Annotated in this window: 24 protein-coding genes; 5 read left to right on the plus strand and 19 right to left on the minus strand. The window is 74.3% G+C overall.

Translation table 11 applies throughout. From position 1 onward, the window contains the following. The first annotated feature begins 263 nt into the window (after positions 1-263). Both ACFQ87_RS01160 and ACFQ87_RS01165 read left to right on the plus strand, forming a co-directional pair. The gene (locus tag ACFQ87_RS01160; RefSeq protein ID WP_380608724.1) at positions 264-1,085 is read left to right on the plus strand and encodes an ECF subfamily RNA polymerase sigma factor, BldN family; all 822 of its coding nucleotides are present in this window, start codon (positions 264-266) and stop codon (positions 1,083-1,085) included. 270 nt (positions 1,086-1,355) lie between these two features. Continuing rightward, complete coding sequence (locus ACFQ87_RS01165; RefSeq protein WP_380608429.1) at positions 1,356-2,672, plus strand: DUF5667 domain-containing protein; 1,317 nt, start codon at positions 1,356-1,358, stop codon at positions 2,670-2,672. Positions 2,673-2,767: 95 nt separating this feature from the next. On the opposite strand, the gene ACFQ87_RS01170 is transcribed toward ACFQ87_RS01165, so the two are convergent. The 7 genes from ACFQ87_RS01170 to proC all read right to left on the minus strand — a co-directional run bounded on the left by ACFQ87_RS01170 (position 2,768) and on the right by proC (position 9,232). Further along, positions 2,768-3,775, minus strand: coding sequence for a lysophospholipid acyltransferase family protein (locus ACFQ87_RS01170; protein ID WP_380608430.1), 1,008 nt, complete (start codon positions 3,773-3,775; stop codon positions 2,768-2,770). 7 nt (positions 3,776-3,782) lie between these two features. Then, complete coding sequence (locus tag ACFQ87_RS01175) at positions 3,783-4,892, minus strand: NAD-dependent epimerase/dehydratase family protein (protein WP_380608725.1); 1,110 nt, start codon at positions 4,890-4,892, stop codon at positions 3,783-3,785. 148 nt (positions 4,893-5,040) lie between these two features. Next, positions 5,041-5,139, minus strand: coding sequence for a 30S ribosomal protein bS22 (locus ACFQ87_RS01180; RefSeq protein WP_003948845.1), 99 nt, complete (start codon positions 5,137-5,139; stop codon positions 5,041-5,043). 191 nt (positions 5,140-5,330) lie between these two features. After that, the gene (locus ACFQ87_RS01185; RefSeq protein ID WP_148644250.1) at positions 5,331-5,540 is read right to left on the minus strand and encodes a helix-turn-helix domain-containing protein; all 210 of its coding nucleotides are present in this window, start codon (positions 5,538-5,540) and stop codon (positions 5,331-5,333) included. 225 nt (positions 5,541-5,765) lie between these two features. After that, positions 5,766-6,962: an acetoin utilization protein AcuC gene (locus ACFQ87_RS01190; RefSeq protein WP_380608431.1), complete on the minus strand. Its 1,197-nt coding sequence runs from the start codon at positions 6,960-6,962 to the stop codon at positions 5,766-5,768. Between the two features lie 138 nt (positions 6,963-7,100). Beyond that, positions 7,101-8,297, minus strand: coding sequence for an MFS transporter (locus ACFQ87_RS01195; protein WP_380608432.1), 1,197 nt, complete (start codon positions 8,295-8,297; stop codon positions 7,101-7,103). A 107-nt stretch (positions 8,298-8,404) separates the two neighbouring features. Next, a complete protein-coding gene (proC, locus tag ACFQ87_RS01200; RefSeq protein WP_380608433.1) occupies positions 8,405-9,232 on the minus strand; it encodes a pyrroline-5-carboxylate reductase in 828 nt (275 codons plus the stop codon). 156 nt (positions 9,233-9,388) lie between these two features. On the opposite strand from proC, the gene ACFQ87_RS01205 reads away from it, so the two are divergent. Together ACFQ87_RS01205 and ACFQ87_RS01210 are read left to right on the plus strand one after the other, a co-directional pair. Beyond that, on the plus strand, positions 9,389-9,838 hold the full coding sequence (locus ACFQ87_RS01205) for a hypothetical protein (RefSeq protein ID WP_380608434.1): 450 nt from the start codon (positions 9,389-9,391) through the stop codon (positions 9,836-9,838). 122 nt (positions 9,839-9,960) lie between these two features. Continuing rightward, positions 9,961-11,337 (plus strand): hypothetical protein, encoded by a 1,377-nt coding sequence (locus ACFQ87_RS01210; protein WP_380608435.1) that lies wholly within the window; start codon positions 9,961-9,963, stop codon positions 11,335-11,337. 6 nt (positions 11,338-11,343) lie between these two features. On the opposite strand, the gene ACFQ87_RS01215 is transcribed toward ACFQ87_RS01210, so the two are convergent. The 10 genes from ACFQ87_RS01215 to ACFQ87_RS01260 form a co-directional block, all read right to left on the minus strand. Next, positions 11,344-11,874 carry a hypothetical protein gene (locus ACFQ87_RS01215; protein WP_380608436.1) on the minus strand — a complete coding sequence of 177 codons (531 nt, stop codon included), beginning with the start codon at positions 11,872-11,874 and terminating at the stop codon, positions 11,344-11,346. An 81-nt stretch (positions 11,875-11,955) separates the two neighbouring features. After that, positions 11,956-13,800 (minus strand): dihydroxy-acid dehydratase, encoded by a 1,845-nt coding sequence (gene ilvD, locus ACFQ87_RS01220; protein ID WP_380608437.1) that lies wholly within the window; start codon positions 13,798-13,800, stop codon positions 11,956-11,958. A gap of 143 nt (positions 13,801-13,943) precedes the next feature. Further along, positions 13,944-14,732: a class I SAM-dependent methyltransferase gene (locus ACFQ87_RS01225; RefSeq protein ID WP_380608438.1), complete on the minus strand. Its 789-nt coding sequence runs from the start codon at positions 14,730-14,732 to the stop codon at positions 13,944-13,946. A gap of 44 nt (positions 14,733-14,776) precedes the next feature. After that, entirely contained in the window at positions 14,777-15,580 is an 804-nt protein-coding gene (locus tag ACFQ87_RS01230) for a sugar phosphate isomerase/epimerase family protein (protein ID WP_380608726.1), read from the minus strand. Positions 15,581-16,174: 594 nt separating this feature from the next. Continuing rightward, a complete protein-coding gene (locus tag ACFQ87_RS01235) occupies positions 16,175-17,137 on the minus strand; it encodes a Ppx/GppA family phosphatase (protein ID WP_380608439.1) in 963 nt (320 codons plus the stop codon). Between the two features lie 156 nt (positions 17,138-17,293). Then, positions 17,294-18,157: a glycerophosphodiester phosphodiesterase gene (locus tag ACFQ87_RS01240; RefSeq protein ID WP_380608440.1), complete on the minus strand. Its 864-nt coding sequence runs from the start codon at positions 18,155-18,157 to the stop codon at positions 17,294-17,296. A gap of 31 nt (positions 18,158-18,188) precedes the next feature. Continuing rightward, entirely contained in the window at positions 18,189-19,478 is a 1,290-nt protein-coding gene (locus tag ACFQ87_RS01245; protein ID WP_380608441.1) for an SUKH-4 family immunity protein, read from the minus strand. Between the two features lie 105 nt (positions 19,479-19,583). Then, entirely contained in the window at positions 19,584-20,834 is a 1,251-nt protein-coding gene (locus ACFQ87_RS01250; RefSeq protein WP_380608442.1) for a toxin glutamine deamidase domain-containing protein, read from the minus strand. 9 nt (positions 20,835-20,843) lie between these two features. Beyond that, on the minus strand, positions 20,844-22,394 hold the full coding sequence (locus ACFQ87_RS01255) for a hypothetical protein (RefSeq protein ID WP_380608739.1): 1,551 nt from the start codon (positions 22,392-22,394) through the stop codon (positions 20,844-20,846). 27 nt (positions 22,395-22,421) lie between these two features. After that, positions 22,422-22,877, minus strand: a complete 456-nt coding sequence (locus tag ACFQ87_RS01260; RefSeq protein WP_380608443.1) for a hypothetical protein — start codon at positions 22,875-22,877, stop codon at positions 22,422-22,424. Positions 22,878-23,136: 259 nt separating this feature from the next. Here ACFQ87_RS01260 and ACFQ87_RS01265 point away from each other — a divergent pair, with 259 nt between their 5' ends. Next, positions 23,137-23,958: a hypothetical protein gene (locus tag ACFQ87_RS01265; RefSeq protein ID WP_380608727.1), complete on the plus strand. Its 822-nt coding sequence runs from the start codon at positions 23,137-23,139 to the stop codon at positions 23,956-23,958. Between the two features lie 35 nt (positions 23,959-23,993). Here the strand turns inward: ACFQ87_RS01265 and ACFQ87_RS01270 are convergent, their stop codons facing one another. Both ACFQ87_RS01270 and ACFQ87_RS01275 read right to left on the minus strand, forming a co-directional pair. Next, positions 23,994-25,163: an NADH-quinone oxidoreductase subunit D gene (locus tag ACFQ87_RS01270; protein ID WP_380608444.1), complete on the minus strand. Its 1,170-nt coding sequence runs from the start codon at positions 25,161-25,163 to the stop codon at positions 23,994-23,996. Then, positions 25,160-26,194, minus strand: coding sequence for an SAM-dependent methyltransferase (locus ACFQ87_RS01275; RefSeq protein WP_380608445.1), 1,035 nt, complete (start codon positions 26,192-26,194; stop codon positions 25,160-25,162). Before ACFQ87_RS01275 ends, ACFQ87_RS01270 begins: the two co-directional genes overlap by 4 nt. Positions 26,195-26,204: the final 10 nt, after the last annotated feature.

The raw sequence follows: 26,204 nt of genomic DNA on the forward strand, positions 1-26,204 counted from the left end.
GACATCTCCGGTCAGCATCAGCCGAATATGCACAACAAATGGATCTCAAACGACCACTTCGACCACACGGTGTAGCTGTCATTGCACAAAGCGTTATTCTCTCCTGGATGCACGTCACCCACGCGTCCCGCTCGAACGAACGCCAGGGGGCGTGCTCTCCGCGCAGGCGGAGGTGATCCGTCCACAGTTCTGCCTCTGGGAGTCCCGTGTACCCACCCGTCCGGAACGACGCGCCTGCACCCTCCCGCCCGTCGTCCGCGCCCCTGCGCCCCCTCACCGGCCTGCGCGGCCGGCCGACCGCCGAGCGGCAGATCTCCACCGGCCTGGACCTGCTGCGCAATCTGCTCCGCAGCCAGCTCGCCGCCTCGCCCCAACTCGTGCCCGCCGGTGCGCCGTTCGGCCACCCGCACGGCCCCGGGGTGGCGCTGCGCACCACCGCCGCCGGCTCGACCGGCACCGGCTCGCGCGGCCGCACCGGCAGCGCCGGCGTCGGCCGCAGCCGCACCCGCACGGCTCCCAGCCCCGGTTACGAGACCGAGCACAACCCGATCATGGAGCTGGTCGAGCGGGCCCAGGCCGGCGAGAGCGAGGCCTTCGGCCGGCTCTACGACCACTACGCGGACACCGTCTACCGCTACATCTACTACCGGGTCGGCAGCCGGGCCACCGCCGAGGACCTCACCAGCGAGACGTTCCTGCGCGCGCTGCGCCGGATCGGCACCTTCACCTGGCAGGGCCGGGACTTCGGCGCCTGGCTGGTCACCATCGCCCGCAACCTGGTCGCCGACCACTTCAAGTCCAGCCGGTTCCGGCTCGAGGTCACCACCGGCGAGATGCTCGACTCCAACGAGTGCGAGCGCAGCCCGGAGGAGTCGGTGCTGGAGTCGCTCTCCAACGCCGCCCTGCTGGACGCGGTGCGCCGGCTCAACCCGCAGCAGCAGGAGTGTGTGACGCTGCGCTTCCTGCAGGGCCTCTCGGTGGCCGAGACGGCGCGGATCATGGGCAAGAACGAGGGTGCGATCAAGACCCTCCAGTACCGCGCCGTCCGCACCCTGGCCCGGCTCCTCCCGCCCGACGCGCGGTGAGGCGGCGGTGACCGACGGGGCGATAGCCCGGCGACGGCCCGACCGGCCGTCACCACAGGTCCCCGATCGACACGTCCGGGTGAACGGTCGATCCGATGATCGGCGTTGCGTAACCGACTGCCCGCACCGCTCGTTGGCCAGCATGCAAGCCCCCACCAGGCGCACGGTCAAGCCGAATTGCGACCTGTCACCCGATGGAGTGGCTTTGGCCCGCCGAGGCAACCGTCCGGCTGGCCGGGGTGTCGACAACGACGAAGGGAGGTGTGGCCCGTGACGGCAAACGTGCTGGAGCACCGGCGGGCGAAGGCCTTCGCCGAGGCGCTGGAGGCCCACCAGGCGGAGCAACGCCGCGCGGCCAACGCCGAATCGGCCAACACCGCTGGCACCGAAGCCGGTTCGGCCGCGGTGGCGGAACTGGTCGGCCTGGCCGACGCGCTGGGAGCGGTGGCCAGGCCGACGCTGGCCCAGGAGGTCCGGACGGTCCAACGCGCCCAACTGATGGCCGCGTTCGAGCAGGCCTTCGCGGGCGGACCGGGCGCCACGGTGCCCCGGCAGCGCCGGCACCGGGTGGCCCGGACGGCGTCGCGCGGCCGGTGGAGCCGCCGCTTCGCGATCGGCGGGCTCGTCGCCGGGCTCGCCGTCGGCAGCCTGGCCGGTGCCGCCGCCGCGAGCTCCAACGCCCTCCCCGGCGACACGCTGTACGGCATGAAGCGCGGCCTCGAAGGACTGCGGCTCGACCTCGCCGGCTCCGACTCCGAGCGCGGCGAGCTACTGCTCGACAACGCCGCCACCCGGCTCGGCGAGGCCAACACCCTGGTCGGCCACGGCGATCCGGCCGGAGCGCTCAGCCAGTCCACCGTCGACCGGGTCCGCCGGGCGCTGGACGACATGCACGCCGACGCCCTCAAGGGCCGTGAGCTGCTGCGTTCGGTCTACCGCAGCAACGGCTCGCTCGACCCGATGCGCGCACTGGCCGGATTCGCCCACGACGAGGACGGCCGCTGGAGCGAGCTGCAGGGCCGGCTGCCGGTCCAACTCACCGAGCAGGCGCACCTGGTGAACCAGCTCTTCGACGACATAAGCGAGGACGTCGCGCCCCTGCGCCTGGTCCAGCCACCCGCCAAGAGCGGTGGCCCGGCCGGCAACGGAGCGGGCGACGACTCGTCCTCCTCGACCGGCGGCTCCCCGGCGGGCTCCCCCGCCAACGGCGCCGGCGCCGCGCCGGGCTCCGACCAGTCCCAGGGCGGCACCGACACGGGCAACGGCGTCAACCGCCCCGGCAGCACCGGGCACGCCCCGGGCAACCCAGGCGCCGGCTCCGCCACCGGCAACGGCGCCAAGGGCGGCGGGCTGGGCACCCTGCCCACCAGCGCCCCGGACGCCGTCAACGGGCTGGTCGGCGACCTCACCAGCGGGCTCGCCGGCGGTGCCGGCAAGCCCTCGCCGAGCGCCGACGCGGCCCCGCCACAGGTGCCGCAGCCGTCCGGCACGCCCAGCGCCGTGCCCGGCACCCCGCAGCAGGGCGTGGACGTGCCCCCGCTGGTCCCGGGCCTGCTGCCCGGCCTGCGGATCCTCGGCGGCAGCTGACCGGGACACCTGAAGGGCCCCGGCGCGGCGCTTCCCCGTCGGGGCCCTTCGCGGTGCGGACCGCCAGAAGAACGGACCGCCAGAAGGACGAACCGTCAGAAGAACACCGAGCGCCGCTGCACCAGCAGCTGGTACAGGCTGTGCTGGATGGTCTCGCGCACCTCGTCGGCCAGGTCGAAGACCAGCATCGGGTCGTCCGCCGCCTCCGCCGGGTAGCCGTCGGTGGCGATCGGCTCGCCGAAGCGGATCGTCCACTTGGTCGGCAGCGGCAGCATCCCGAGCGGCCCCAGCCACGGGAAGGTCGGCGTGATCGGGACGTACGGCAGGCCCAGCAGCCGGGCCAGCGTCTTCACGTTGCCGATCATCGGGTAGGTCTCCTCCGCCCCGACGATCGAGCACGGCACGATCGGCACCCTCGCCCGCAGCGCCGAGGAGACGAAGCCGCCGCGGCCGAAGCGCTGGAGCTTGTAGCGCTCGGCGAACGGCTTGCCGATGCCCTTGAAGCCCTCCGGCCAGACGCCGACGACCTCACCGCGCTCCAGCAGCGCCTGGGCGTCCTCGTTGCAGGCCAGGGTGTGGCCGGCCTTGCGGGCCAGCTCGTTGATGCCCGGCAGGACGAAGACCAGGTCGGCGGCGAGCATCCGCAGGTGCCGGCGGTGCGGGTGGTGGTCGTGGATGACCACCTGGGTCATCAGGGCGTCCAGCGGGATCGTCCCGGAGTGGTTGGCGACGATCAGCGCGCCGCCCTCGGCCGGGATGTTCTCGATCCCCTGCACCTCGATCCGGAAGTACTTCTCGGCCAGCGGGCGCAGCAGCGAGAGCAGCACCCCCTCGGTGAGCTCCCGGTCGAAGCCGAACTCGTCCACCTCGTAGTCGCCGGTGATCCGGCGGCGCAGGAAGGCCAGTCCCTCGGTGGCCCGGCCCTCCCAGCCCTTGCCGAACAGCCGGGTGGCTGCCGGGCCGAGCTGCCCGGACAGCGCCCCGCCGACGGCCCCGGCGAGCCGGTCGGCCAGCCCGGGGCCCTCGGGGGACGTCCAACTGGGGGCGGTCTCGATCGGGATGACCTTGGCCTCGCCCGGTGCGTTGTCGGCGGCGGCACTCATCGCGGCTTCAGCTCCTCGGACGGCGGGGACGGTTCGGTACGACGTTCGGCGCGGCGGGGGCGGGCTCCTCCGGGCCGAGCAGGGCGGTCAGCCGGTCGGCGACGGCGGCCAGCCGGTCGGGCGGCAGCAGACCGGGGCCCCGGGCGGCGGCGAAGTCGGCGAAGGCCTCCGGCGTGCTGAACGCCGGGCGGTAGCCGAAGGTCTCCCGCAGCCGCGTGGTGTCCACCACCCGGCCGTGGGTGAGCAGCCGCAGCTGCTCGGGCGAGACGTCCACCAGCCGGGTCTGCCGGGCCAGCACGGCCATCCAGCTGACCGCGGGCAGCAGCAGCGGCAGAGTGGGGCGGCCGAGCCGGCGGGCGCACTGGGAGAGCAGCAGGACGCCCTCCCCGGCCACGTTGAAGGTCCCGGTGTTGACAGTGCCCGGCGCGGGCTCGTCGGCGGCCCGGCAGAGCACCGCGACCGCGTCGTCCTCGTGCACGAACTGCAACCGGGGGTCGTAGCCGAGCACGGTCGGCAGCACCGGCAGCGCGAAGTACTCGCTGAGCGGGGTGTCGGCGTGCGGGCCGACGATGTTGGCGAAGCGCAGCACCGTCACCGCGACGTCCGGGCGGCGGCGGGCGAAGCCGCGTACGTAGCCCTCGACCTCGGCCGCGTCCTTGGCGAAGCCGCCGCCGGGCGGGTCCTTGGGCTGGAGCCGCTCGCTGAACACCGCCGGGTCGCGGGGCGCGGAGCCGTAGACGCCGGTGGTGGACTTCACCACCAGCCGGCGCACCCCGGGGGCCTTCTGACAGGCGCCGAGCAGCTGCATGGTGCCGATGACGTTGGACTCCTTCACCGCGGAACGGTTGGTGGAGCCCAGGCCGGTGGCGCTGACGCTGAGGTGCACCACGGTGTCCACCCGGTGCTCGGCGATCACCCGGGAGACCGCGGGGCGGCGCAGGTCGAGCTGGTGGAAGGTGTACGGGGCGGCCGGCCCGTCCGGCTCCTCGACCGGCAGCACAGGCGGCAGCACGTCCACGCCGACGACCCGGTCCACGCCGGGGCGGCGGCGGACCTCTGCGGCGAAGCGGGCACCGAGATGGCGTGCCACGCCGGTGACGAGCACGACGACGCCCACGGTGCTGCACCCCATTTCCCTGACCCGAGCGGCCTGCGTGCACCGTACCGCGCCGCCGCGCCGGGCCGTGAAACGACACCGCCCGCCCGGGCACGAGGCCTGGGCGGGCGGTGGAAGCGCTGGGCGCGCTGGGCGCGGCCGGGGGCGCTTACTTCTTGTTGCGACGCTGAACGCGGGTCCTCTTCAGAAGCTTGCGGTGCTTCTTCTTGGCCATACGCTTGCGACGCTTCTTGATGACAGAGCCCACGGAACAACCCTCGCTCACTGAGACTCTCGTCCGTGAGAGACGGAGTCCATACGACTGACGTGAGGGCCTAGCCTACCGTCCGCCCGGCCGGGGCTGTAAATCGCGCTCCCGGCAACCGGGAAACTCGCGGGAAATCCCGGGCGAACGGGGACGGATCCGCGGTCGCGGACCCGCCCCCGCCCGACCTGGGGCTACGCGCTCTCAAGCCGCACGTAGGACTCCTTGAGGTACTCGTGCACCGCCTGCTGGGGCACCCGGAAGGACCGCCCGACCCGGATGGCCGGCAGCTCTCCGCTGTGCACCAACCGGTACACGGTCATCTTGGACACCCGCATGACCGCGGCAACCTCCGCCACGGTCAGGAAGACGACTTCCTGCAGGGGGCGTTCGCCGGAACTCATGACCATCACCCGACCCTTACCCGTGTGCAAGGCACCGGCTTCCCCTCCGGTGACTCCACCGGCACACGTGTATCCCCAGAGTAGTTATGGGTGGTACCAGTGGGAAGAGGGGAAGTGCAGTCCTCGTACGGTGAGAGATAGGACTGTTGCAGTACGTAGCCGCTCGGCGGTTCGCACGAACGGGGGTACGCACGACCCGGTCGGCGCGCGACCGGGGCGGCGGATTCAGGCCAGCAGGCCGTGGTGGGGGAACACCGCGCGGCGGCTGGCGAGGATGGCCTGATCGAGCCGGTCGGCCGGATCGTAACCCGATTCGAAGTCGCGCCAGGACGGGCGGGCGCCGTCGGTCATCCGCAGCGGGGCCGGGCGGCGGGTGCGGCGGTAGACCTCGGCGCGCCAGGGCTCGGGGGTCTCGGTGGCCGGGTCGACGGGCCGGCCGGCGGCGGTGGCGACCAGGTGGGTCCAGGTGCGCGGGACGACGTCCACCACGGCGTAGCCGCCCCCGCCGGTGGCCACCCAGCGGCCGCCGGTCAGCTGGTGGGCGAGGTCGTGCAGTTCCTCGGCGATCAGCCGCTGGGCGTCCACGGTGACGGCGAGGTGGGCGAGCGGGTCCTCCAGGTGGGTGTCCGCGCCGTGCTGGGTGACCAGGATCTGCGGCCGGAAGGCGCTGAGCAGCTCGGGCACCAGGGCGTGGAAGGCGCGCAGCCAGCCGGAGTCGCCGGTGCCGGCCGGCAGCGGCAGGTTGGCGGCGGTGCCGGGGGCGTCCGGGCCGCCGGTCTCGGTGGGCCAGCCGGTCTGCGGGAAGAGCGTGGCGGGGTGCTCGTGCAGCGAGATCGTCAGCACCCTGGGGTCGTTCCAGAAGGCCTGCTGGACGCCGTCGCCGTGGTGGACGTCCACGTCGACGTAGGCGACCCGCTCGGCGCCGAGTTCCAGCAGCCGGGCGATGGCGAGGGCCGGGTCGTTGTAGACGCAGAAGCCGGAGGCCTTGTCGGGCATCGCGTGGTGCAGCCCGCCGGCGAAGTTGACGGCGTGCGGGGTCTCGCCGCGCCAGACCGCCTCGGCGGCGGCCACGGACTGGCCGGCGATCAGCGCGGAGGCCGAATGGACCGCCGGGAAGGACCAGTTGTCGTCGGTGCCGAGCCCGTGCCGGGGGTCCGGCTGCTCGGGGTGCGCGGCGGCGTGCTTGACCGCCTCGACGTACTCCCCGGTGTGCACCAGCCGCAGGGTGGAGTCCCCGGCGGGCGGCGCGGACCGGACGACCACGCCGGGCCCGGCGCTCAGCCCGAGGGCCTCGACGAGGCGCATGGTGAGCGCCAGCCGGGTCGGGTCCATCGGGTGGCCGGGGCCGAAGTCGTAGGCGGTGACGGCCTCGTCCCAGAAGAGGTGCAGGCCGCAGGGGGTGTCACGCTCGGCTTCGGGCATGGCCTCCACCGTAGCGGGTGGGGGTGGCCGGGCGACCGCCAGGGCGCGCCGAGCCGTCGCTCGCGGGCGGTGCGGCGGAGGAGTCGAGGCGGTCCGGACGCCACCTTCACGCCTCCGCGCCCTCTCCGGCCCCTGCCGTCACGCGACGACGGGGGCCGCCACCGGTGCCGGGGCGAAGCGCTCGGCCAGCGGCAGGACGGCGAGCACCAGCAGCATCGGGGCGAGCAGCGCCCAGCGGTACGAGCTCGCGTCCGCGATCGCCCCGACCAGCGGCGAACCGATCAGGAAGCCCACGTAGTTGAAGAGGTTGAGCCGGGCCACGGCGGCGTCCGAGTCGGCCGGGAAGAGCCGCCCGCCGGCCGCGAACACCTGCGGGATGATCGCGCAGATGCCGAAGCCGAGCACGGTGAAGGCGGCGATGCCCGCCCAGGGGGCCGGCGCGACGGCGGCCAGACCGAAGCCGAGCGCGGCCACCGCGGCGCCCGCACGCACCACCGGGACGGCGCCGAAGCGCTGCACCGCGCGGTCACCCAGGGCTCGGCCGACCAGCATCGCCACCATGTAGCCGAGGTAGGAGAGCTTGGCGAGGTCCTCGCGGCTGCCCAGGCCGTCGGTGAGGTACTTGACGCTGTAGTTGGAGACCGAGGCGTCCGCGATGTAGGCGAAGGCCATCGCCAGGCACAGCGGCAGCAGCGGCCGCCAGGGGACTGACCGGGCGGCGGCCTCGGCGGCCTCCCGGACGGCGTCGCCCAGTTCGGCCGGGCCGGCGAACCGGGTGCCGGTCAGCACCGCGAGCGGGGCGATCACCGCGGCGGCCGTGCCGAACAGCACCGGCAGCCCGAGGTCCTCGTGCGAGCCGAGCCCCGCGACCGCCGCGCCCAGGATGCCGCCGAGGCTGAAGGCGGCATGGAAGCCGATCATGATCGAGCGGCCGTAGCGGTGCTGCAGGCCCACCCCGAGCATGTTCATACTGGCGTCCAGCGCACCCACCAGCAGCCCGAACGCGCCCAGCGCGAGGGCGAGTTGCCACAGCGAGTCGCCGAGCCCGGCTCCCGCGAGGCTCAGGCAGACGGCCGGCTGGACCACCCGCAGCACGGCCCGGGCGCCGGTGCGCTTCACCAACTGCTCGGAGAGGATCGAGCCCGCCCCGGCCAGGATCGGCACCGCGGCCAGGAAGACCGGCAGCAGCCCGTCGCTCAGCCCGTACCGGTGCTGGATCTCCGGGATGCAGGTGACCAGCAGCGCGAAGGTGGTGCCCTGGAGCAGGAAGCTGACGGCGAGCGCGGCCCGCCCGACGCGCAGGCCGGGCGGGACCGGGGACGGCTCAGCACTCATGCGGACCTCCAGACGACCTCGCTACCGGCCGGTAGGACGATGTTGGCGAGAGCGTAGGCGGTGCGCCGCCGTTGCGGGAGGGGTCGCGCAGGGACTTCTGTGACGACTCACTTCCCCCCGGAGGCCAGCTCCCGGGAGCGGTCCCGGGCCGCCTCCAGGGCGCCCAGCAGCGCGGCCCGCACGCCGTGGTTCTCCAGCTCGCGGATGGCCGCGATGGTGGTGCCGGCCGGGGAGGTGACCGCCTCGCGCAGTTTCACCGGGTGCTCGCCGGAGTCGCGCAGCATCACCGAGGCGCCGATCGCGGACTGCACGATCAGGTCGTGCGCCACCTGCCGGGGCAGGCCGAGCAGGATGCCCGCGTCCGTCATCGCCTCGACCAGGAAGTAGAAGTAGGCCGGTCCGGAGCCGGACAGCGCGGTCGCCGCGTCCTGCTGGGACTCGGGCAGCCGCAGCGCCTTGCCGACCGAGCTGAAGATCTCCTCGGCGCGCACCAGGTGCTCCTCGGTCGCGTGCGAGCCGCCGGAGATGACGCTCATCCCCTCGTCCACCAGCACCGGCGTGTTGGGCATCACCCGGACCACCGGGGTGCCGGCCGCCAGCCGCTCCTCGAACCAGGCGGTCGGCACCCCGGCCGCGGCCGAGATCACCAGCCGGTCCGGGCTGATGTGCGGGGCCAGCTCCTCCAGCAGGGTGCCCATGTCCTGCGGCTTGACCGCGAGGATCAGGGTGTCGGCCAGCTTGGCGGCCTCGGCGTTGGAGACGGCCGTCACGCCGTAGCGGGCGGCGAGTTCGGCGGCGCGCTCGGGGCGGCGGGCGGTCACCAGGACGTCCGCCGGGTCCTTGCCGGCCCGCAGCAGACCGGAGAGCAGGGCCTCGCCGATCTTGCCGGTGCCCAGGAAGGCGATCTTCTGTCCGTGCGCTGCGCTGCTGCCCATGGTCCGCTCCTTGCCTCGGTACTGCGGTCATCCTCGCACCGCTCGGCACCGGGCGGCGGGACCGTCCGCCCCGTGGTCCCCCGGGCCGATCCTCTAGGGAGAAACTCGGGGGTTTCCCCTATGGCTTCCGGCCGTCCGCGGGCGCACCGTGGACCTATGGCACACGACGAGATGTCCCGACGTGAGAACCGGCAACTCGCCGTCGCCTCGGCGACGATGGGCCCGTGGCGGACGGCCGCGGGAGTCGGTGCGGTGGTGGGGGCGACGGCCCTGGGGATCGACGCGATCACCGGGCACTGGTCGCTGAGCATGCTGGCCGGACCGGCCGGCTGGGGCCTGTTCTTCTTCTTCCTCGTCGGCACGCTGGGCGGCCAGTTGCGGCGCGACACCGGCGACCGGCGGCTGCGGCGGTGGGCCAACGAGCACCCGTGGCAATCGGCACTCCCGGCGGCCGGCGGACTACTGCTGCTGAACACGTTGGCGCAGCTGTTCCTCGGCGACGCGGGCCTGTTCGCCGCGTTCTTCGAGTCGCTCATCCCGGCCGGCATCCTGCTGGCGATCGCCGGCGTGGTGGGGTCGGTGAAGCAGGCCCGCGGCAAGGGCTGAACCCCTGGTCGAACCTCCCCGACCTGGGCAAATGGGGTAAACCTCCGCACTCCGCGCACGAGTTCACCACATGGAGTGCCCCCGATCGACGAATCGTCACACCCCGTCGGCATACTGGCGCGATGCCGACAGCCGAAGATCCGGAACCGCGCCCCTCCGAGGGCCGCGAGCCGGGCGGGTCCGACCCGTCCGAGGCGGGCGGGAAGGACCCGTTCGCAGACCTCGTCCTGGACGAGGACTTCATCAAGTCCGCCGCGGTGAAGGAGCAGTCCGGGCGCACCCGGATGCTGGCCGCCCGCTGGAAACACACCCCGCCGGTCGACCCGGGCGGCCGCCGCTCCGTCAACGACGGCCCTGGGCAGGCCAAGCGGCGCTTCGGACGCAAGCCCAAGCTCCAGGTGGTCGACCCCTGGGGCAACCCGCGCCCGCCGCGCCGCCGCCGGCTGGAGTGGCGCACGCCGCTGTTCGTCGTGCTGACCGTCGCGGTGCTGCTCGCCGCCCTGAACATCGACGGGCTGCGCACCTGGTACTCGGACCACATCGGCGGGAACGGCTCCTCGGCCGCGCACACCCCGGTGCCGACCGTGGCCCCGGAGACGGCCAGGCCGACCACGGCGCCGCCGAAGGTCGACGAGAAGCAGCCGACCGTGGACCACCCGTGGGCCGGCTCCCCCGCCGAGGGCTGGCCGAACGGCGCCGAAGCCTTCGTGCTCCCCGACGCCAAGGACACCGGCGTCTTCTCCGCCGACCAGGTCGCCGCCCAGCTGCAGCTGGTCAAGGACTACCTGACCGCCGCCAACCTGGACCCGAAGGTGATCGCGGGCGGCCGGCCGGACGCCGCGCTCGCGATGCTGGACCGGGACGAGCGGGACCGCGCGACCGCCGCACTGGCGAACCCGTCCAAGGACACCGACGCGACCAGCTGGTTCAGCCGCTTCGACCCGCGCGAGGCGATCCCGGTCGGTGACGTGGTCAAGGTGCAGGGCCGGATCAGCTTCGAGGGCGACGGGACCAAGGGCGTCCTGGTCCACACCGACTTCAGCTTCGTGTACCCGCTGCGCCCCGGCCCGGAGGCCGGGAAGCGGGCCGGATCGCCCGCCCCTTCGGCGGGTGCGCCGCAGCCGACGAAGCCGGCCGCGCCCCAGGGCGGCGGTACGGCCAAGCCGGTGGGGCTGGTGGTGCCGGTGGACGACGTGTCCGGGGACACCTGGACCACCCGCACGGTCGTACGCCGGGTGGTGAACTTCCGCTTCTACGACCCGGGCCGCTACCAGGTCAACCCGAAGAAGCTGGTGATCGCCGACGGCACCACCTCGGACTCCGCCAACTCGGCCTGCGACGTCTACGACGGCTACTACCACCCGCAGTTCGACCAGTTCGCGCCCGCCCTGCCGGACAGCCCGGACGCCCGGCCGACCGGCCCGGAGACCGACCCGTACGACCGCAGCAAGGACCTGTCCACCGAGCCCGGCGGGTGCGGGGCGGTCAGCCGCTACTGACCGCGGTCAGCGCTTGCGCTTGCCCCGGCCCGGCGCCTTGGTGTCGGGCCGGCCGCTGCGGTTCGACTGACGCTTCCCGTGCCGCTCGACGGCCCGCTGGTAGGCGGCCCGCTTGGCCCCCTCGCCGGGGGCCTCGACCAGGCTGCGGGCGAAGTAGGCGGCCAGCGAGCCGGCCCCGCCGATCAGCCAGACCGCGCCGAGCGACTTGTCCTCGGCCATCCAGCCGGTCAGCTGGTCCTTGCCCTCGGTGAGCACCTTCCAGGTGCGCCGGACGGCCATCATCGAGCAGACCGCGATGGCGGCGGTCAGCAGCCCGTTGAGGAAGCCGCCGCTGTCGGAGAGCGCGACGCCCTCGACGCCGAAGCGCAGCACCAGCACCGCGGCGGCGGTCGCGACCAGGGCGCCGACCGAGACGCCGACCCGGCGCGGCCAGTAGCCGTTGTCCCGGTTCAGCCAGCTGGTGCCGAAGAAGCGGATCGGCTCCGGCTCGGGGGCGCCGGCGGGCTTGGGGGCGGGGGTGGGGGGCTGCTCGCTCACGCCCTCGATTATCCCCGACGCCCACAGACGGCGGAGGAGCCGTCCCCACCGCAGGACGGCTCCTCCGTTCGTTTGCCGGGATCAGCCGAGCTTGCTGACGTCCCGGACGGCACCCTTGTCGGCCGAGGTGGCCATCGCCGCGTAGGCGCGCAGCGCCTGGCTGACCTGGCGGTCGCGGTTCTTCGGCCGGTAGCCGCCCGCAGCCTCCAGGACGCGGCGGCGCTCGGCGAGGACCTCCTCCGGCACCTCCAGGGAGATCGTCCGGCCCGGGATGTCGATGGCGATGGTGTCGCCGTCCTCGACCAGCGCGATGGTGCCGCCGGAGGCCGCCTCCGGGGAGGCGTGGCCGATGGACAGGCCCGAGGTGCCGCCGGAGAAGCGGCCGTCGGTGACCAGCGCGCAGGCCTTGCCCAGACCGCGGCCCTTGAGGAAGGAGGTCGGGTAGAGCATCTCCTGCATGCCCGGACCGCCCTTGGGGCCCTCGTAGCGGATGACGACGACGTCGCCCTCCTTGACCCGCTTGGCGAGGATCGCCTCGACCGCGTCCTCCTGGGACTCGACCACGACGGCCGGGCCGCTGAAGGTCCAGATCGACTCGTCCACGCCGGCCGTCTTCACGATGCAGCCGTCCTCGGCGAGGTTGCCGTACAGCACCGCGAGGCCGCCCTCGACCGAGTAGGCGTGCTCGGCGCTGCGGATGCAGCCCCTGGCGGCGTCGGTGTCCAGCGACTCCCAGCGCTCGGACTGGGAGAAGGCCTCGGCGGAGCGGACGCAGCCGGGGGCGGCGTGCCACAGCTCGACGGCCTCGGCGGAGGGCGAGCCGCCGCGAACGTCCCAGGTCTTGAGCCACTCGGCGAGCGAGTCGGCGTGCACGGTGTGGACGTCCTCGTTGAGCAGCCCGGCCCGGTACAGCTCGCCGAGGATGGCCGGGATGCCGCCGGCCCGGTGCACGTCCTCCATGTAGTACGAGCCGTTGGGCGCGACCTTGGACAGGCAGGGCACCTTGCGGGAGATCGCGTCGATGGCCCGCATGTCGAAGTCCAGTTCGGCCTCCTGGGCGGCGGCGAGCAGGTGCAGGATGGTGTTGGTCGAGCCGCCCATGGCGATGTCCAGGGCCATGGCGTTCTCGAAGGCGGCGCGGGTGGCGATCGCGCGCGGCAGCACCGAGGCGTCGTCCTGGCCGTAGTAGCGGTCGGCGATCCCGACGACCGTCCGGCCGGCCTTCTCGTACAGCGCCCGGCGGGCGGTGTGGGTGGCGAGCACCGAGCCGTTGCCGGGCAGCGAGAGGCCGATCGCCTCGGTGAGGCAGTTCATCGAGTTGGCGGTGAACATGCCGGAGCACGAGCCGCAGGTCGGGCAGGCGTTCTCCTCGATGATCGCGATGTCCTCGTCGGAGACGTTCTCGTTGACCGCCTGGGAGATCGCGTCGACCAGGTCCAGCTTGCGCACGGTGCCGTCGACCAGGGTGGCCTTGCCGGCCTCCATCGGGCCGCCGGAGACGAACACGGTCGGGATGTTGAGGCGCAGCGCGGCCATCAGCATGCCCGGGGTGATCTTGTCGCAGTTGGAGATGCAGATCAGCGCGTCGGCGCAGTGCGCGTTGACCATGTACTCGACCGAGTCGGCGATCAGGTCGCGCGAGGGCAGCGAGTAGAGCATGCCGCTGTGGCCCATCGCGATGCCGTCGTCCACGGCGATGGTGTTGAACTCGCGCGGGATGCCGCCCGCCTGCTTGATCGCCTCGGAGACGATCCGGCCCACCGGCTGCAGGTGGGTGTGGCCGGGGACGAACTCGGTGAAGGAGTTGGCGACCGCGATGATCGGCTTGCCGAAGTCCTCGCGGGCTACGCCGGCCGCCCGGAGAAGCGCCCGGGCGCCTGCCATGTTGCGACCGTGGGTGACCGTACGGGACCTCAGCTCGGGCACTGTGCTCCACTCCTTCGGGGCTCTCGACGGCCCCCCGCGGGAGAGGAGGTGCGGGGGCCGCTGGTGGCTTCCGAGCCTACGCCCGCCGTCCGGCCGCCGGACAGCCCGTCCGGGATACGGGCAGGCGCGGTCGACCTCCGACGTCAGCCGGGCTTGACGGCCACGGTGAGGTCCAGGATGAACGGTTCGACCACGACGCCGTCCGGGAAGTCGGCGTGCAGGGCCTCCCGTTCGACGGCCAGGATCGGGGCGCGCTCCTCGGGGGTGAGCGAGGCCATGAAGGAGCGGGAGGTGAGGTCGGTGAGCACGTGCTCCACGGTGACCTGCCGCTCCCAGTGCAGCCGGGCGTGCCCGACCGCCAGCCCGGCCGGGGCGAAGTGGCGGGTGTGCTCGGTGATCCGGCCGTAGCCGTGGTAGCGGCCGGGCAGCGCGGCGATCAGCCGCTCGACCCGGGCCCGGACCCAGGGCACGGTCTCGTCGGGCACGTTCCACCAGACGGCGAGCGCGCCGCCGGGCCGCAGCACCCGGATCGCCTCCGGGACGGAGCGCTCGGGGCGGGTCCAGTGGAAGGCCTGGGCGTAGCCGATCAGGTCGGCGGAGTCGTCGTGGAAGGGCAGGTCGTCGCCGTTGCCGCGGACCAGCGGGAGCTGCGGCGAGGCGGCCCGGAACTGGGCGGCCATCCCGGCGTACGGCTCGACGGCGATCACGTCCGCGCCGCGGGCGGCCAGCAGCCGGGTCGCGATGCCGGTGCCGGCGCCGACGTCCAGGACCCGGGCCCCCTTGAGGCTGCGGCCCCAGAGCCGCTCCAGCTCGTCGAACAGCTCGTCCGGGTAACTCGGCCGGGCCCGGTCGTACTCGGCGGCCACCGAGCCGAAGCTCTGGGCCAGTTCACGGAAGTTGCCGAGCTCGCTGAAAAGCCGATCGTTCGTCACCGCTCTCCCTCGGTAGGGAAGTTCGCGCCCCCGTGGGCCCGGGCTCAGCGTACGCGCGAGGGGGTGGCCAGGTGCAAGCGGGTGAAGGCGAGGGCCTCGGCGAGATCGGCCTCGCGTTCGGCGGGGGACGCGGCGCGCCGGGTGTTGACCTCCAGCACCACGTGGCCGTCGAAGCCGGTGCGGGCCAGGTGCTCCAGCAGCTCGGCGCAGGGCTGCTTGCCCCGGCCGGGGATCAGGTGCTCGTCCTTGCCGGAGCCGCTGCCGTCGGCCAGGTGGACGTGGGCGAGGCGCTCGCCCATCCGCTCGACCATGGCGAAGGCGTCGATCCGCGAGGTGGCGGCGTGCGAGAGGTCGATGGTGAAGTGCCGGTACTCCTCGTCGGTGACGTCCCAGCCGGGGGCGTACGCGAGCACCTCGCGGTCGCGGTAGCGCCACGGGTACATGTTCTCGACGGCGAAGCGGACGTCGGTCTCGCCCGCCATCCGGTTGATGCCCTCGACGAACTCGCGGGCGTACTGACGCTGCCAGCGGAACGGCGGGTGGACGACCACGGCGCTCGCGCCGAGCTTCTCGGCCGCCGCCCGGGCCCGGACCAGCTTGGTCCACGGGTCGGTGGTCCACACCCGCTGGGTGATCAGCAGGCAGGGCGCGTGCACGGCCAGGATCGGCAGCTGGTGGGCGTCGGAGAGTCGGCGCAGGGCCTCGATGTCCTGGCTGACCGGGTCGTTCCAGACCATCACCTCGACCCCGTCGTAGCCGAGCTTGGCGGCCAGCTCGAAGGCCACGGCGGTGCTGGCCGGGTACACCGAGGCGGTGGACAGGACCACCTTGGTGTCGGGGATGTGCAGGGCGGGGTGCTGGGGCAGCACCAGCCGGTCGGTGGTGCGCAGCAGCGGCGGGCGGGCGGCGTCGCGCTTGGCGGCCTTGACCGAGCGCACCGACTGGACGGCGGCCTTGGCGGCGCCGGCGGCCCGGGCGGTGCGGGTCTCCCGCGGTTCCTTCGGTTCCTTCACGGTGGCGGCCGGCTGCCGCGCGGTCTGCTTCGCCGTGGTCCTCGCGTCCGCGGTCTTCTGGGCCGCGCTCCTGGCCGCTACGGTCTTCTTGGCCGCGGCCCTCTTCGCGGTGGCCTTCTTTGCGGTCGCGGTGGCGGCCTTCTTCGCGGTGCGCTGGGCCGCCTGTACGGCCTTGGCGGCCTGGGCGGCGGTGGCGCCCTTGACCGCCTTGCCGACGCCCGGCTTGCCGAGCCGACGGCGCGGACCGTCCGGCCGCGGCTGCCCGTCACCGGGCGCGCGGCCCTCCCGCGTCCCGTCCTCGCCCGCTGGTTGCACCACGGGAGACAGCGTAAGCGGAGCACGCGCCGAACGGGACCGGATGCCCGGCGCAGTGACCGGCGGCACGTTCGCCCGGCGGGCTCGCTACGGGGTGCGCACGGGGTGACCGCGTTACGGCGTGAGCGCGGGGCGGCGGCGGTCGGCGGGGCTGTCCATGGCGTCCAGCTGGCGCAGGATGATGCCCTCGCGCAGTGCCCACGGGCAGACGTCCAGCTCCTCCAGGCCGAACAGGTCCATCGCGGCGTCCGCGACCAGCGCCCCGGCCAGCAGCTGCTTGGCCCGGCCCTCGGAGACGCCGGGGATCTGCGCGCGCTCGGCGACGGTCATCGTGGACAGCCGCGGCAGCCAGGCGGACAGCCCGCTGCGGGTGAGCCGGCGGTCGGCGTACGGGCCGGCGTCGGCGGCCGCGGCGCCGGTCATCCGGGCCAGCTGCTTGAAGGTCTTGGAGGTGGCGACGGCGTGCTGCGGCTGCCCGAGCCGGGAGATCTCGCCGACAACGTTGGCGATCTCGGCCCGGATGTGCCTCCTCAGCTCGCGCAGCCTGTCCGGGTCGGCGACCTCCCCGGGCAGCCAGCCGGCCGTCAGCCGTCCGGCGCCCAGCGGCAGGGAGCAGGCGACGTCCGGCTGCTCGTCCAGGCCGCAGGCGATCTCCAGCGAGCCGCCGCCGATGTCCAGGTTGAGCAGCCGACCCGAGGACCAGCCGAACCAGCGGCGGACGGCCAGGAAGGTGAGCCGGGCCTCGTCCTGTCCGGACAGCACCCGAAGCTCGACCCCGGTCTCGGCGGCGATCCGGCGCAGCACCTGCTCGCCGTTGGCGGCCTCGCGGACGGCGGAGGTGGCGAAGGGCAGGATGTCGACGACGCCCTTGTCCTCGGCGACCCGCAGCGAGGAGGCGATGTGACCGACCAACCGCTCGACCCCGGCCTCGCTTATCGCGCCGGACTCGTCCAGTAGCTCGGCCAGGCGCAGCTCCGCCTTGTGGGAGTACGCGGGCAGCGGGGCGGCACCCGGATGGGCGTCCACCACGAGGAAGTGGACCGTGTTGGAACCTACGTCGAGCACACCGAGTCGCATAACTCTCCACGCTACGCGATCCGGCCCCGCCGGAGATCGGTTGTGACGGTATCCGCGCTGGTCCAGGTCGTTTTCGACCGTTCCGAGTGCGATCGCCGTCCGTGCGGCTCGGTGTCCGCGTGACCCGGTGTCCGCGTGACTCCGTGTCCGTGCGGCTCAGTGCCCGCGAGGTCCGGCCCGGCGCCCGGTACGGCAGTTGGTGTCCACCCAGCGGCGGGCCGGGCCCGGGGTGTCGGTGATCAGGCCGTCGGCGTCCCGAGCGGCCATCAACTGCCAGGACTCCTCGTCGTCCAGCGTCCACACGTACACCTCGCGCCCGGCCCTGCGCTCGGCGGCGATCCGGGCGGCGCTGGCGAGGCCCGCGTCCAGGGCGATGCCGTCCAGCTTGAGGTCGCCCGGGTCATCGGCGATCCCGCCGCTCTGGATCAGCACCACCGGCAGGGCCGGCGCGACGGCGTGGGCCCGGCGCAGGTGCTCGGCGGAGAAGGAGTAGAGGATGACGTGCGCGTCACTGCCGGCCGCGAGCCGGGCGATCCGGGCGACGTCCTCGGGGCGCTGCCACTTGATCTCCATCAGCAGCGTGGCGCGGCTGCCGGAGAGGCGCCTGAGCAGTTCCTCCAGGGTCGGGACGGGCTGGGCCGGGCCGGGGCCGACGGTCACCCGCAGGGCGGCGACCTGGGCGGCGGTCAGGTCCGCGACGGCGCCCCTGCCATTGGTGGTGCGGTCCACGGACGGGTCGTGCATCAGCACCGGGACGCCGTCCCGGGTGGTCTGGACGTCGGTCTCCAACCAGTCGGCGCCCTGGTCGAGGGCGGCCTCGAAGGAGGCCATGGTGTTCTCCGGCGCGTTGCGCGGCGCACCCCGGTGCCCGATCACCACCGGGGACCCGCACACCGGCGCCGCCGCGACCGACCGGGCCCGCAGCGCGGGGCCGCCGGCGGCGCACCCGGTGGCCAGGACCGCGAGGGCGGCGAGGGCGACGAGGACGGCCGCCTGGGCGGTGCGGGGCGAAGCGGTCACGGCTCGGTGCTCCAGCTGCAGCTTCGGTTGATCAGAGCAGGCCGTCCCACAACTGCTCCACCACGACGGCCCACCAGTTCTCCGGATCGTCGTAGACCGTACCGTCCAGTCCCGCCAGCGCCCGCTGCAGGACGTCCACCGCCTCGCCCGCGGCGGCCGGGTCGAGCCCGCGCAGAGCCGGCCACCAGCCGGCGAACAGCTCCAGGCAGCGGACGAAGGACCGCAGGTCGGCGTTGCAGTGCCGGGCGGTCCCGTAGTCGGGGTCGACCGCCCGGACGGTGCCCCGCTCGGCGTCGAGGGTGATGACCGCCCAGCCGTCCGAACCCAGCACCAGCTGCCCCGCGAACGCGAGGCGCTCGCGCTCGGCCGCCCGGGTGCCGCCGCCGAGCGCCGCCAGGTGCGCGGTCAGCGGCGGGAGCACGCTGCCCGGGCGGGAGCCGTCCGCGATCGCCTCCAGCCCCGGGTGGTGCAACGCGAAGAAGCCCTCGACGGCCACCGGCACCCCCACCGCCAGCAGCAGCGCGGCGGCCTCCCCGGGCAGCTCGACCCGCGCCACGTCCGCCGGATCGAAACGCCGCACGCCCGGGCCGAACCGTTCGGCGAGCCGTCGCGCCAATTCCCGGTCCGGCTCCGGCGGCAGCGGCTGGACGGCACGCGGGAACGGCACCCGGTTGCGGGCCGGCCCCTCCGGCGGCGCGGGCAACTCCCGTACCGCGGCGGCCCGGTGGTCGGAGCGCGGGCCGTACGGGAGGTCGAACTCAAGCCGCAGGTGCGGGAGTTCGGCCGCCAGCGCATACGCCCAGTAGCCGCCGGGCAGCGCGCTCAGCCGCAGATCGGTCCGCACCGCCAGCACGTCCTTTGCCGACACCCCCTGCTCCCGCAGCCACCACCAGCCGCGCAACGCCGGATGCGGCAGGCCGGCGGCGGACCGCAGCGCGAGCGAACGGGTCTCGCCGGCGGCGTCCCGGTACGTCAGCTCGGCCCGGGCGCCCCGACCGGTCGCCGGTGGCAGGGTCGGGTCGCACCCGCCCGCCCCCACGAAGTCCCGGTAGAGCCCCACCACTTCGTCCACCGGAACCGACGGCCACAGCGTGAACCGCCCGCTCTCCCGGTCCACCACGGCACACGCGGCCCCCACCTCCTCCGGCGCCCGCCGCTCCCCCGTCCGCGGGTCCACCTCCACCCGCACCGGCTCCGCCCACACCACCCAACCGAGTTCGAACTCGTGCGCACACACCCGCCGCACCACCCCGGCCCCCTGCGGCAGATCCCCGTTGATCCACCGATGCCCCGCCTCCACCGCCTGCGCCCGCGAGATCACCCAGCCACCCCCGTCATCGAACCCGAATCCCACCATCATCCAGCCCCGCGCCCACGACATCCCGCCGACGCCCGCCGCGGCCGGGCCGCGGCGGTGAGGGAGGACTCAGGCGGCGGCCAGGTCGAGGGGGCGGCCTTCGGGGGTGAGGGCGATGGCCCAGAGGCCTTGGGTCGCGGGGTGGAGGGGGGTAGGGCTGTGGCGGGCGAGTTGGTGGTCGAGGTAGGTGACGGTGTCCCGGTGGTTGACGGCGTTCCAGGCGTGGGGGCGGCCGTAGGCGTCGAGGGTGAGGAGGACGGCCTGGGCGCCGTGGCCGGCGCGGCGGAGTTCGTCGGCGAGGCGGGTGAAGGCCCGGCCGCCGTCGCCGAGGTCGCGGAAGGCGGCGCCGAGTTCGCGTTCGGCGCGGTCGCGGCCGCCGCGTTCGCCGGCGTCGCCCTCGGTGGGGATGCGCGGGGCCGCGCAGGTGGGGCGGCCGGTGTAGGTGTCGACGGCGGAGAGGGCGGTCTCCAGGCTGTTGTTGGCCCGGCCTGGTTCGCGGTGGCCGCCGGCGTTGACGGCCTCGGCCCAGCCGCCGACGGCCGGGTCGGGGTGCCGGGCGGGCAGGTCGTCCTCGTCACGGGGGATCCGGCGTTCGAGTTCGGCCTGGTGCTGGGGGTCGACCGGCCCGAGCCCGCCGGGCAGGCCGTACGGGCGGCTGTCCGCGATGGTGCGCAGCCGGAACTCGGGGTCGTCGGCGAGCGGGCCGCGCCGGGCGCGCAGGGCGAGTTGGAGCGCCATCGCATGGGCGGTGGCGACGGGGACGGCGCCCCAGGCCAGGGTCGGGTCGGCGAGAGTCGCGGCGGTGTCCCGGCGGCGGCCGTCGGCGTGGTGCGGTTCGGGCCGGCCGATGACCGGGGTGGTGCCGACGATCGGCGGCTCGGCCGGGGGCGGCGGCGCGGCGACCGGACCGGGCGCGGTGACCGGGTGCGGCGCGGCCCCCGCCGGAGTGCGGGGCGCGCCCGGCCGGGGCTCGACGATGCCGGGGGAGCCGGCCGCGGGCGCCCCCGCCACCGGGGCGCCGGCCGCGGGCGCCCCGCCGACGACGCCTCCGGGCGCCCCCGTCCCGACGCCGCTGCCGAAGGGGGCCGCCATGTGCACGGGGGATCCCCCGACGCCGACCGCGAGCGGCCCGGGCCCGACGGGCCCGACCGGGCCGGCCGTCGGGTAGCCGCCCGCGTACGCCGGCGTCCCGAACTGCCCGGCCACCCCGACCACCCCGTGCCTGGCGGGCGCGGGCGAGTCCGGCGTCGGGCCGTACCCGGGCCCCCCGCCGGACGGCGGGGCGGTCGGCGCGGCGGTGGGTGCGGGCGGTGCGCTCACCAAGTCCGTTCATGGCGCCCCCAGAGCGCCGCCACCGCCACCCCCACCGCCGCTGTGCGCGGGAGCCTGGAGCGGGTAGTCCCCGTCCGACCAGCCCGCCGCGACCGACCCGTCGCCCTGGCGCGAGGGCGCGGACCGCACCACCGGACCGTCGTCCCGCGCGGGCGGCGCCCAGTCGGAGGGGGAAACGGGGGAAGCGGAGGAGACGGCAGCCGCCGCGGCCCGGTGGGACCCGCCGTACGAGGGGCCCGAGGCCGGGGCGGCGGCGACCACGGGATCGGCGGCCCCGGACGGAGCCACGGAGGACACCGCGGACACGGAGGACGCCACCGACGGAACCACCGTCGAATCCACCCCCGGCACCACGGCCGACACCGTCACCGGCCCCGAGGCCTTCGGGTCGGCCTTCGGATCGAGCTTCGGATCAGCCGTGGGATCCGTCTTCGGGTCCCACGTCACGGCCCGCGGATCCGTCAGGTCCGCCAGCGCCAGCCCGTGCAGTTGCCGGCCCGCCTCGTCGGTGAGCACCGGCTTCCCGTGCTCGTCCCGCTGGACGGCCAGGTCCGCCACCCCGACCACCGGTTTGCCGTCCGGCCCGGTGACCACGAGCAGCCCGGCGGCGTCGGCGACCGGGGTGCCGTCGGAACGCAGGATGACGGGCTTGCCGTCCGCGCCGAGGACGGGCTGCCCGTGGGCGTCGAGCTTGACGCTGAGCCCGGGCACGCCGACCACGGGCTTGCCGTTCCCGCCGGGGAGCAGGACCAGCCCGGTGCCGTCCGCCCCGAGGACGCCGGGCTCGCCGAGTGCGGTGGGCAGTCCGGCGGCGCGCGGGTCGAAACCGCCCTTGGTGCGGTAGGAGGCGGAGGTGATCCCGGTCCCCGCCGTGGTGCCGAGTCGCAGCAGGGCGACGGCGGCGGGCTCCTTGAGCGCGGTGGACAGGGCGTCCTGCATGCTGCGGCCGAGTTCGGCGAGCAGCCCGGCGATCTTCAGCCCGGCCGCCTCGACCGCGGCGTCCTCGACGCCTGCGGCGACCTGGGTGGTGGCGGCGGTTCGCACACCGTCCGCGACGCCGGTGACGGCCTTCCGCAGGCCGCCGAACACCCCGGTCTGCCCGGTACCGGCGTCGGTCCTCACCGCCGTGGCGACCGAGGCCGCGGTCTGCTGGACCGCGGCGGCCTGCTCCTGGGCCTGCTTGAGTTCGGCGGCCAGGTTCTGCAGGGTGGCGATGATCTCGGCCTTGCAGCTGTCCACGGCCCGCGCGGCGGTGTCGAAGGCGGTGCCGACCAGCCCGACCGCAGTGTGGGCGTCGTCCAGGTGGCCCTTGCCGCCGCCGCTGAAGGTCCGCCAGTACGCGGTGAAGGACTCGACGGCGTGGCCGCAGTTGTCGGAGGTCACCCGCTGGACGGACTCCCCGCAGCGGCGGGTGAGCCGGTCGGCCTCGGAGCCGAACTCCCGCCAGAGCGCGGCCGCCTTGCGCAGCGCCTCCTCGTCGGCCTGCGGCCAGGGCTGGCCGGTCCTGGCCAGCAGCGGGACCAGTTCCTCGGACAGTTTCCGGGACACGCGCATCTCCCCCTTCGAGCCGGACGCTCAGACCGACATGTCCTTGGGGACGACCGGCGCCGCCCCCGGGGTTGCCGACCCGGCAACCGAGTACACCGCGGGTGACACCCCCGACCCCGACGGGTACGCCCCGGGGTCGGCTTTCGCCCCGAAGCCGTCCGCCGTCGAGGTGTCGGTGTCGGTGGTCCGCTCGGCCATCGCGTGCAGTCCGGCCCCGACCCGGCCCACCGAGCCGGCCAACCCCTTGAGCCCGCCGAGGAGTTCACCGTGCGCCGGGCCGTACACGGCGGCGAAGGCGCTGCCCGGCTTGTCCGCGCCCCAGGGCGTGCCGAGCGCGGCGAGGCCCTTCTCCAGGGCGCCGACGGCCTTGCCCAGCTCGCGCCCGATCCTCTCGAACTCCCGCCCCTCACCGCGCAGTTCCCACGGCTTGATGACGAACCCGGCGCTGCCGCCGTCGGACGTCCCGGTGCTGCCGCCTGCCATCCCCGTACCTCCCCGTAGCGGACCGGCCGCCATCCTAGGCACGCTCCCGTCCGCCCCGTACCGACCGCCGGACCTCTTCACCCCGCCTTCACGCCGCCCGGGGCCGGCCCGGAGTCCGACCCGGCGGCGGGCCCGGGGCGCGGCCACCGGCCCGTTCGCCCCCGCGAAGCTCTACCCTTGCCGGGTGGCACCAGCAGAAACGTCCAAGAAGAAGGCCAAGGCGAAGCCCTCGGCCTCCCCCGCCCCCGTCGACCTCGCGATGCCGACCCTGCGCCGCGAGATCCCGCGCGACGAGGTCCCGCTCGACTTCCCGCGCGCCTGGGTCGAGTTCGCCGACCCCGCCGACGAGGAGCAGGTCTTCCGCTGCGACCTCACCTGGCTGACCTCCCGCTGGTCCTGCGTCTTCGGCCAGGGCTGCCACGGCATCCGCGAGGGCCGCGGCGAGTCGGACGGCTGCTGCACGCTGGGCGCGCACTACTCGGACGAGGACGACGAGAAGCGCGTCCTGGGGCACGCGGCGCGGCTGACCCCCGAGCTGTGGGAGAACTTCGCCGAGGGCACCGACGCCAAGGGCCGGATCAGGTCCGACGGCGGCATCACCATGCTGGACGAGGACGGCGACCGGCAGACCCGCCGGATCAACGGCGCCTGCATCTTCGTGAACAGCCCCGACTTCGCGGGCGGCGCCGGCTGCGCCCTGCACGCGCTGGCCCTCAAGGAGGGCCGCGAGCCGCTGGAGACCAAGCCGGACGTCTGCTGGCAGCTGCCGATCCGCCGCACCTACGACTGGATCGACCGCCCCGACGACACCCGCTACCTCCAGGTCTCGATCGGCGAGTACGACCGCCGCGGCTGGGGCCCGGGCGGCCACGACCTGCACTGGTGGTGCACCGGGGCCCCGGCGGCGCACCAGGGCGCGGAGCCGGTGTACGTCAGCTACCGCCCCGAGCTCACCGAGCTGATGGGCCCGGCCGGCTACGAGGTGCTGGCCCGGCTGTGCGAGGAGCGGATCGCCACCAAGGGCGACCGCAAGGTGGCCCCGCACCCGGCCGACCCCGCCAAGAAGGCCAAGAAGAGCTGACCCGCCCGCCGACACCGCCCTACCGGTCGACCGCCCTACTTGTCGATGTCGCCGACCACGAAGAACATCGACCCGAGGATCGCCACCATGTCCGCCACCAGCGTCCCGGGCAGCAGCTCGGTCAGCGCCTGGATGTTGTTGAAGGACGCCGAGCGCAGCTTGAGCCGCCACGGCGTCTTGTCGCCGCGCGAGACCAGGTAGTAGCCGTTGATCCCGAGCGGGTTCTCGGTCCACGCGTAGGTGCTGCCCTCGGGCGCCTTGAGCACCTTGGGCAGTCGCTGGTTGACCGGGCCGGGCGGCAGGGTGGCGAGCTTGTCGAGGCAGGCGTCGGCGAGGTCCAGCGCGTTGAGGGTCTGCTCCAGCAGGCACTCGAAGCGGGCCAGGCAGTCGCCCTCCTCGCGGGTGACCACGGTGAGCACCCGGCGCAGCTCCTCGGAGCCGTACGCGAGGTAGGGCTCGTCGCGGCGCAGGTCGAAGTCGAGGCCGCTGGCCCGGGCGATCGGGCCGCTGACCCCGTACGCCTCGGCCTGCGCCCGGGAGAGGACGCCGACGCCGGCGGTGCGGGCGCGGAAGATCTCGTTGCCGAGGACGAGGTCCTCGAAGACCGGCATCTGGGAGCGGACGGTGGCGACGGCGGTGCGGACCCGGCCGAGCCAGCCGGCCGGGAGGTCCTCCTTGAGGCCGCCGACCCGGTTGAACATGTAGTGCATCCGACCGCCGGAGGCCTCCTCCAGCACGTGCTGGAGGTCCTCGCGGCCGTGGAAGGAGTGGAAGATCGGGGTGATCCCGCCCAGCTCCAGCGGGTAGGAGCCGAGGAACATCAGGTGGTTGAGCACCCGGTTGAGCTCGGCCAGCAGGGTGCGGACCCACACCGCCCGCTCGGGGACCTCCATGCCGAGCATCCGCTCGACGCCGAGGACGACGCCGAGTTCGTTGGAGAAGGCGGAGAGCCAGTCGTGCCGGTTGGCCAGCATGATGATCTGCCGGTAGTCACGGGCCTCGAACAGCTTCTCCGCGCCCCGGTGCATGTAGCCGATCACCGGCTCGGCGGTGACGATGCGCTCGCCGTCGAGCAGCAGGCGCAGCCGCAGCACGCCGTGCGTGGCCGGATGCTGCGGGCCGATGTTGAGCACCATGTCGGTGGTGCCCGCCTCGCCGGTGAAGTTCTCGGCTCCCGCCCCGATGCCGACCGTGGTCTCCCTCATGAACCCAGAGTCTGCCATCCCGGCACCGGCTCCAAGCTCGCCGCCCTCTCAAAAATGTCAGGGGGCGACATGTGGACGGCCTGCAGGACCCACCCGAAGCCACCCAGCCCGCCCGGGTCGGTCAGCTCGGCCCCCTCCCCCGCACCGCTCAGCGCCCGCAGGTAGCCCGCCGGGTCGGTGGAGGCCAGCGCGAGCGACGGGCGTTCGCCGCTCACCCCGAGCGCGCGCAGGGCCTCGCGCTGGGTTGTCCACAGGCTGTGGAGGCCGGGCACCGCGATCGAGTCCAGCGCGACGTGCGCGGTGACGTCGCAGGAGCCGTCCGGCACCGCGGCGACCTCCCGGCCGTCCCGGAAGCCGGTGTACGTCCCGAACGGCGGCCGCCGACCGGCGGTGTGCCCGTAGTCCACGGCGACGGCCAGTCCCCGCTCCAGCCCGGCCACGGCCCGCGCCCAGGCGGCGTCCCGGGGGCCGCCGAACTCCACCACCGCGCCGGGCTCGGCGACCGGCCACCAGCGCTCGGCCCAGGCCGCGTCCGCCGCCGAGACCGGCTCGCCGAGGCGCTCCTCGCCGGTGGCGGTGTCCACCTCCCGGTAGCGCAGCACGCCGTCCTCGTCCACCTCCCCGGCGTCCAGCGGCACGTTGTCCAGCCACTCGTTGGCGAACAGCAGCCCGGTCAGGCCGCACGGCAGCGCGTCCGTCCACAGGACTGTGGACGGCAGCCCGGCCGGGCGCTCCGCGAGCTCCACACCGTACGGGCGCAGCCGCGCCAGCACCTCGCCGGGCAGCTCGGCCAGCACACCGGCCAGCAGTTCCCCCCGCCCGGCCCCGACGTCGACCAGGGCCAGCTCCTCCGGACGGCCTAGGGCCTCGTCAACCTCCAGCAGCAGCCGGGCCACCGCACGGGCGAATCTCGGCGAGGCGTGCACCGAGGTGCGGAAGTGCCCGGCCGGGCCCTCCGGCCTGCGGTAGAAGCCGCCGTCCGGGTCGTACAGGGCCTGTTCCATGGCGGGCGCCCACCGCATCCAAGTCATGGGGCGGGAC

The sequence above is a fragment of the Kitasatospora sp. NPDC056531 genome (assembly GCF_042794375.1).
Classification (GTDB): Bacteria; Actinomycetota; Actinomycetes; order Streptomycetales; family Streptomycetaceae; genus Kitasatospora.

Excerpts from the sequence above, each read along its gene's own strand:
- ACFQ87_RS01190 (WP_380608431.1), bottom strand. The coding sequence starts at position 6,962 with ATGCCCGAAGCCGAGCGTGACACCCCCTGCGGCCTGCACCTCTTCTGG.
- ACFQ87_RS01275 (WP_380608445.1), bottom strand. The coding sequence starts at position 26,194 with ATGACTTGGATGCGGTGGGCGCCCGCCATGGAACAGGCCCTGTACGAC.
- ACFQ87_RS01270 (WP_380608444.1), bottom strand. The coding sequence starts at position 25,163 with ATGAGGGAGACCACGGTCGGCATCGGGGCGGGAGCCGAGAACTTCACC.
- ACFQ87_RS01260 (WP_380608443.1), bottom strand. The coding sequence starts at position 22,877 with ATGGCAGGCGGCAGCACCGGGACGTCCGACGGCGGCAGCGCCGGGTTC.
- ACFQ87_RS01210 (WP_380608435.1), top strand. The coding sequence starts at position 9,961 with ATGCCGACAGCCGAAGATCCGGAACCGCGCCCCTCCGAGGGCCGCGAG.
- ACFQ87_RS01170 (WP_380608430.1), bottom strand. The coding sequence starts at position 3,775 with ATGAGTGCCGCCGCCGACAACGCACCGGGCGAGGCCAAGGTCATCCCG.
- proC (WP_380608433.1), bottom strand. The coding sequence starts at position 9,232 with ATGGGCAGCAGCGCAGCGCACGGACAGAAGATCGCCTTCCTGGGCACC.
- ACFQ87_RS01185 (WP_148644250.1), bottom strand. The coding sequence starts at position 5,540 with ATGAGTTCCGGCGAACGCCCCCTGCAGGAAGTCGTCTTCCTGACCGTG.
- ACFQ87_RS01205 (WP_380608434.1), top strand. The coding sequence starts at position 9,389 with ATGGCACACGACGAGATGTCCCGACGTGAGAACCGGCAACTCGCCGTC.
- ACFQ87_RS01235 (WP_380608439.1), bottom strand. The coding sequence starts at position 17,137 with ATGCGACTCGGTGTGCTCGACGTAGGTTCCAACACGGTCCACTTCCTC.
- ACFQ87_RS01195 (WP_380608432.1), bottom strand. The coding sequence starts at position 8,297 with ATGAGTGCTGAGCCGTCCCCGGTCCCGCCCGGCCTGCGCGTCGGGCGG.
- ACFQ87_RS01265 (WP_380608727.1), top strand. The coding sequence starts at position 23,137 with ATGCCGACCCTGCGCCGCGAGATCCCGCGCGACGAGGTCCCGCTCGAC.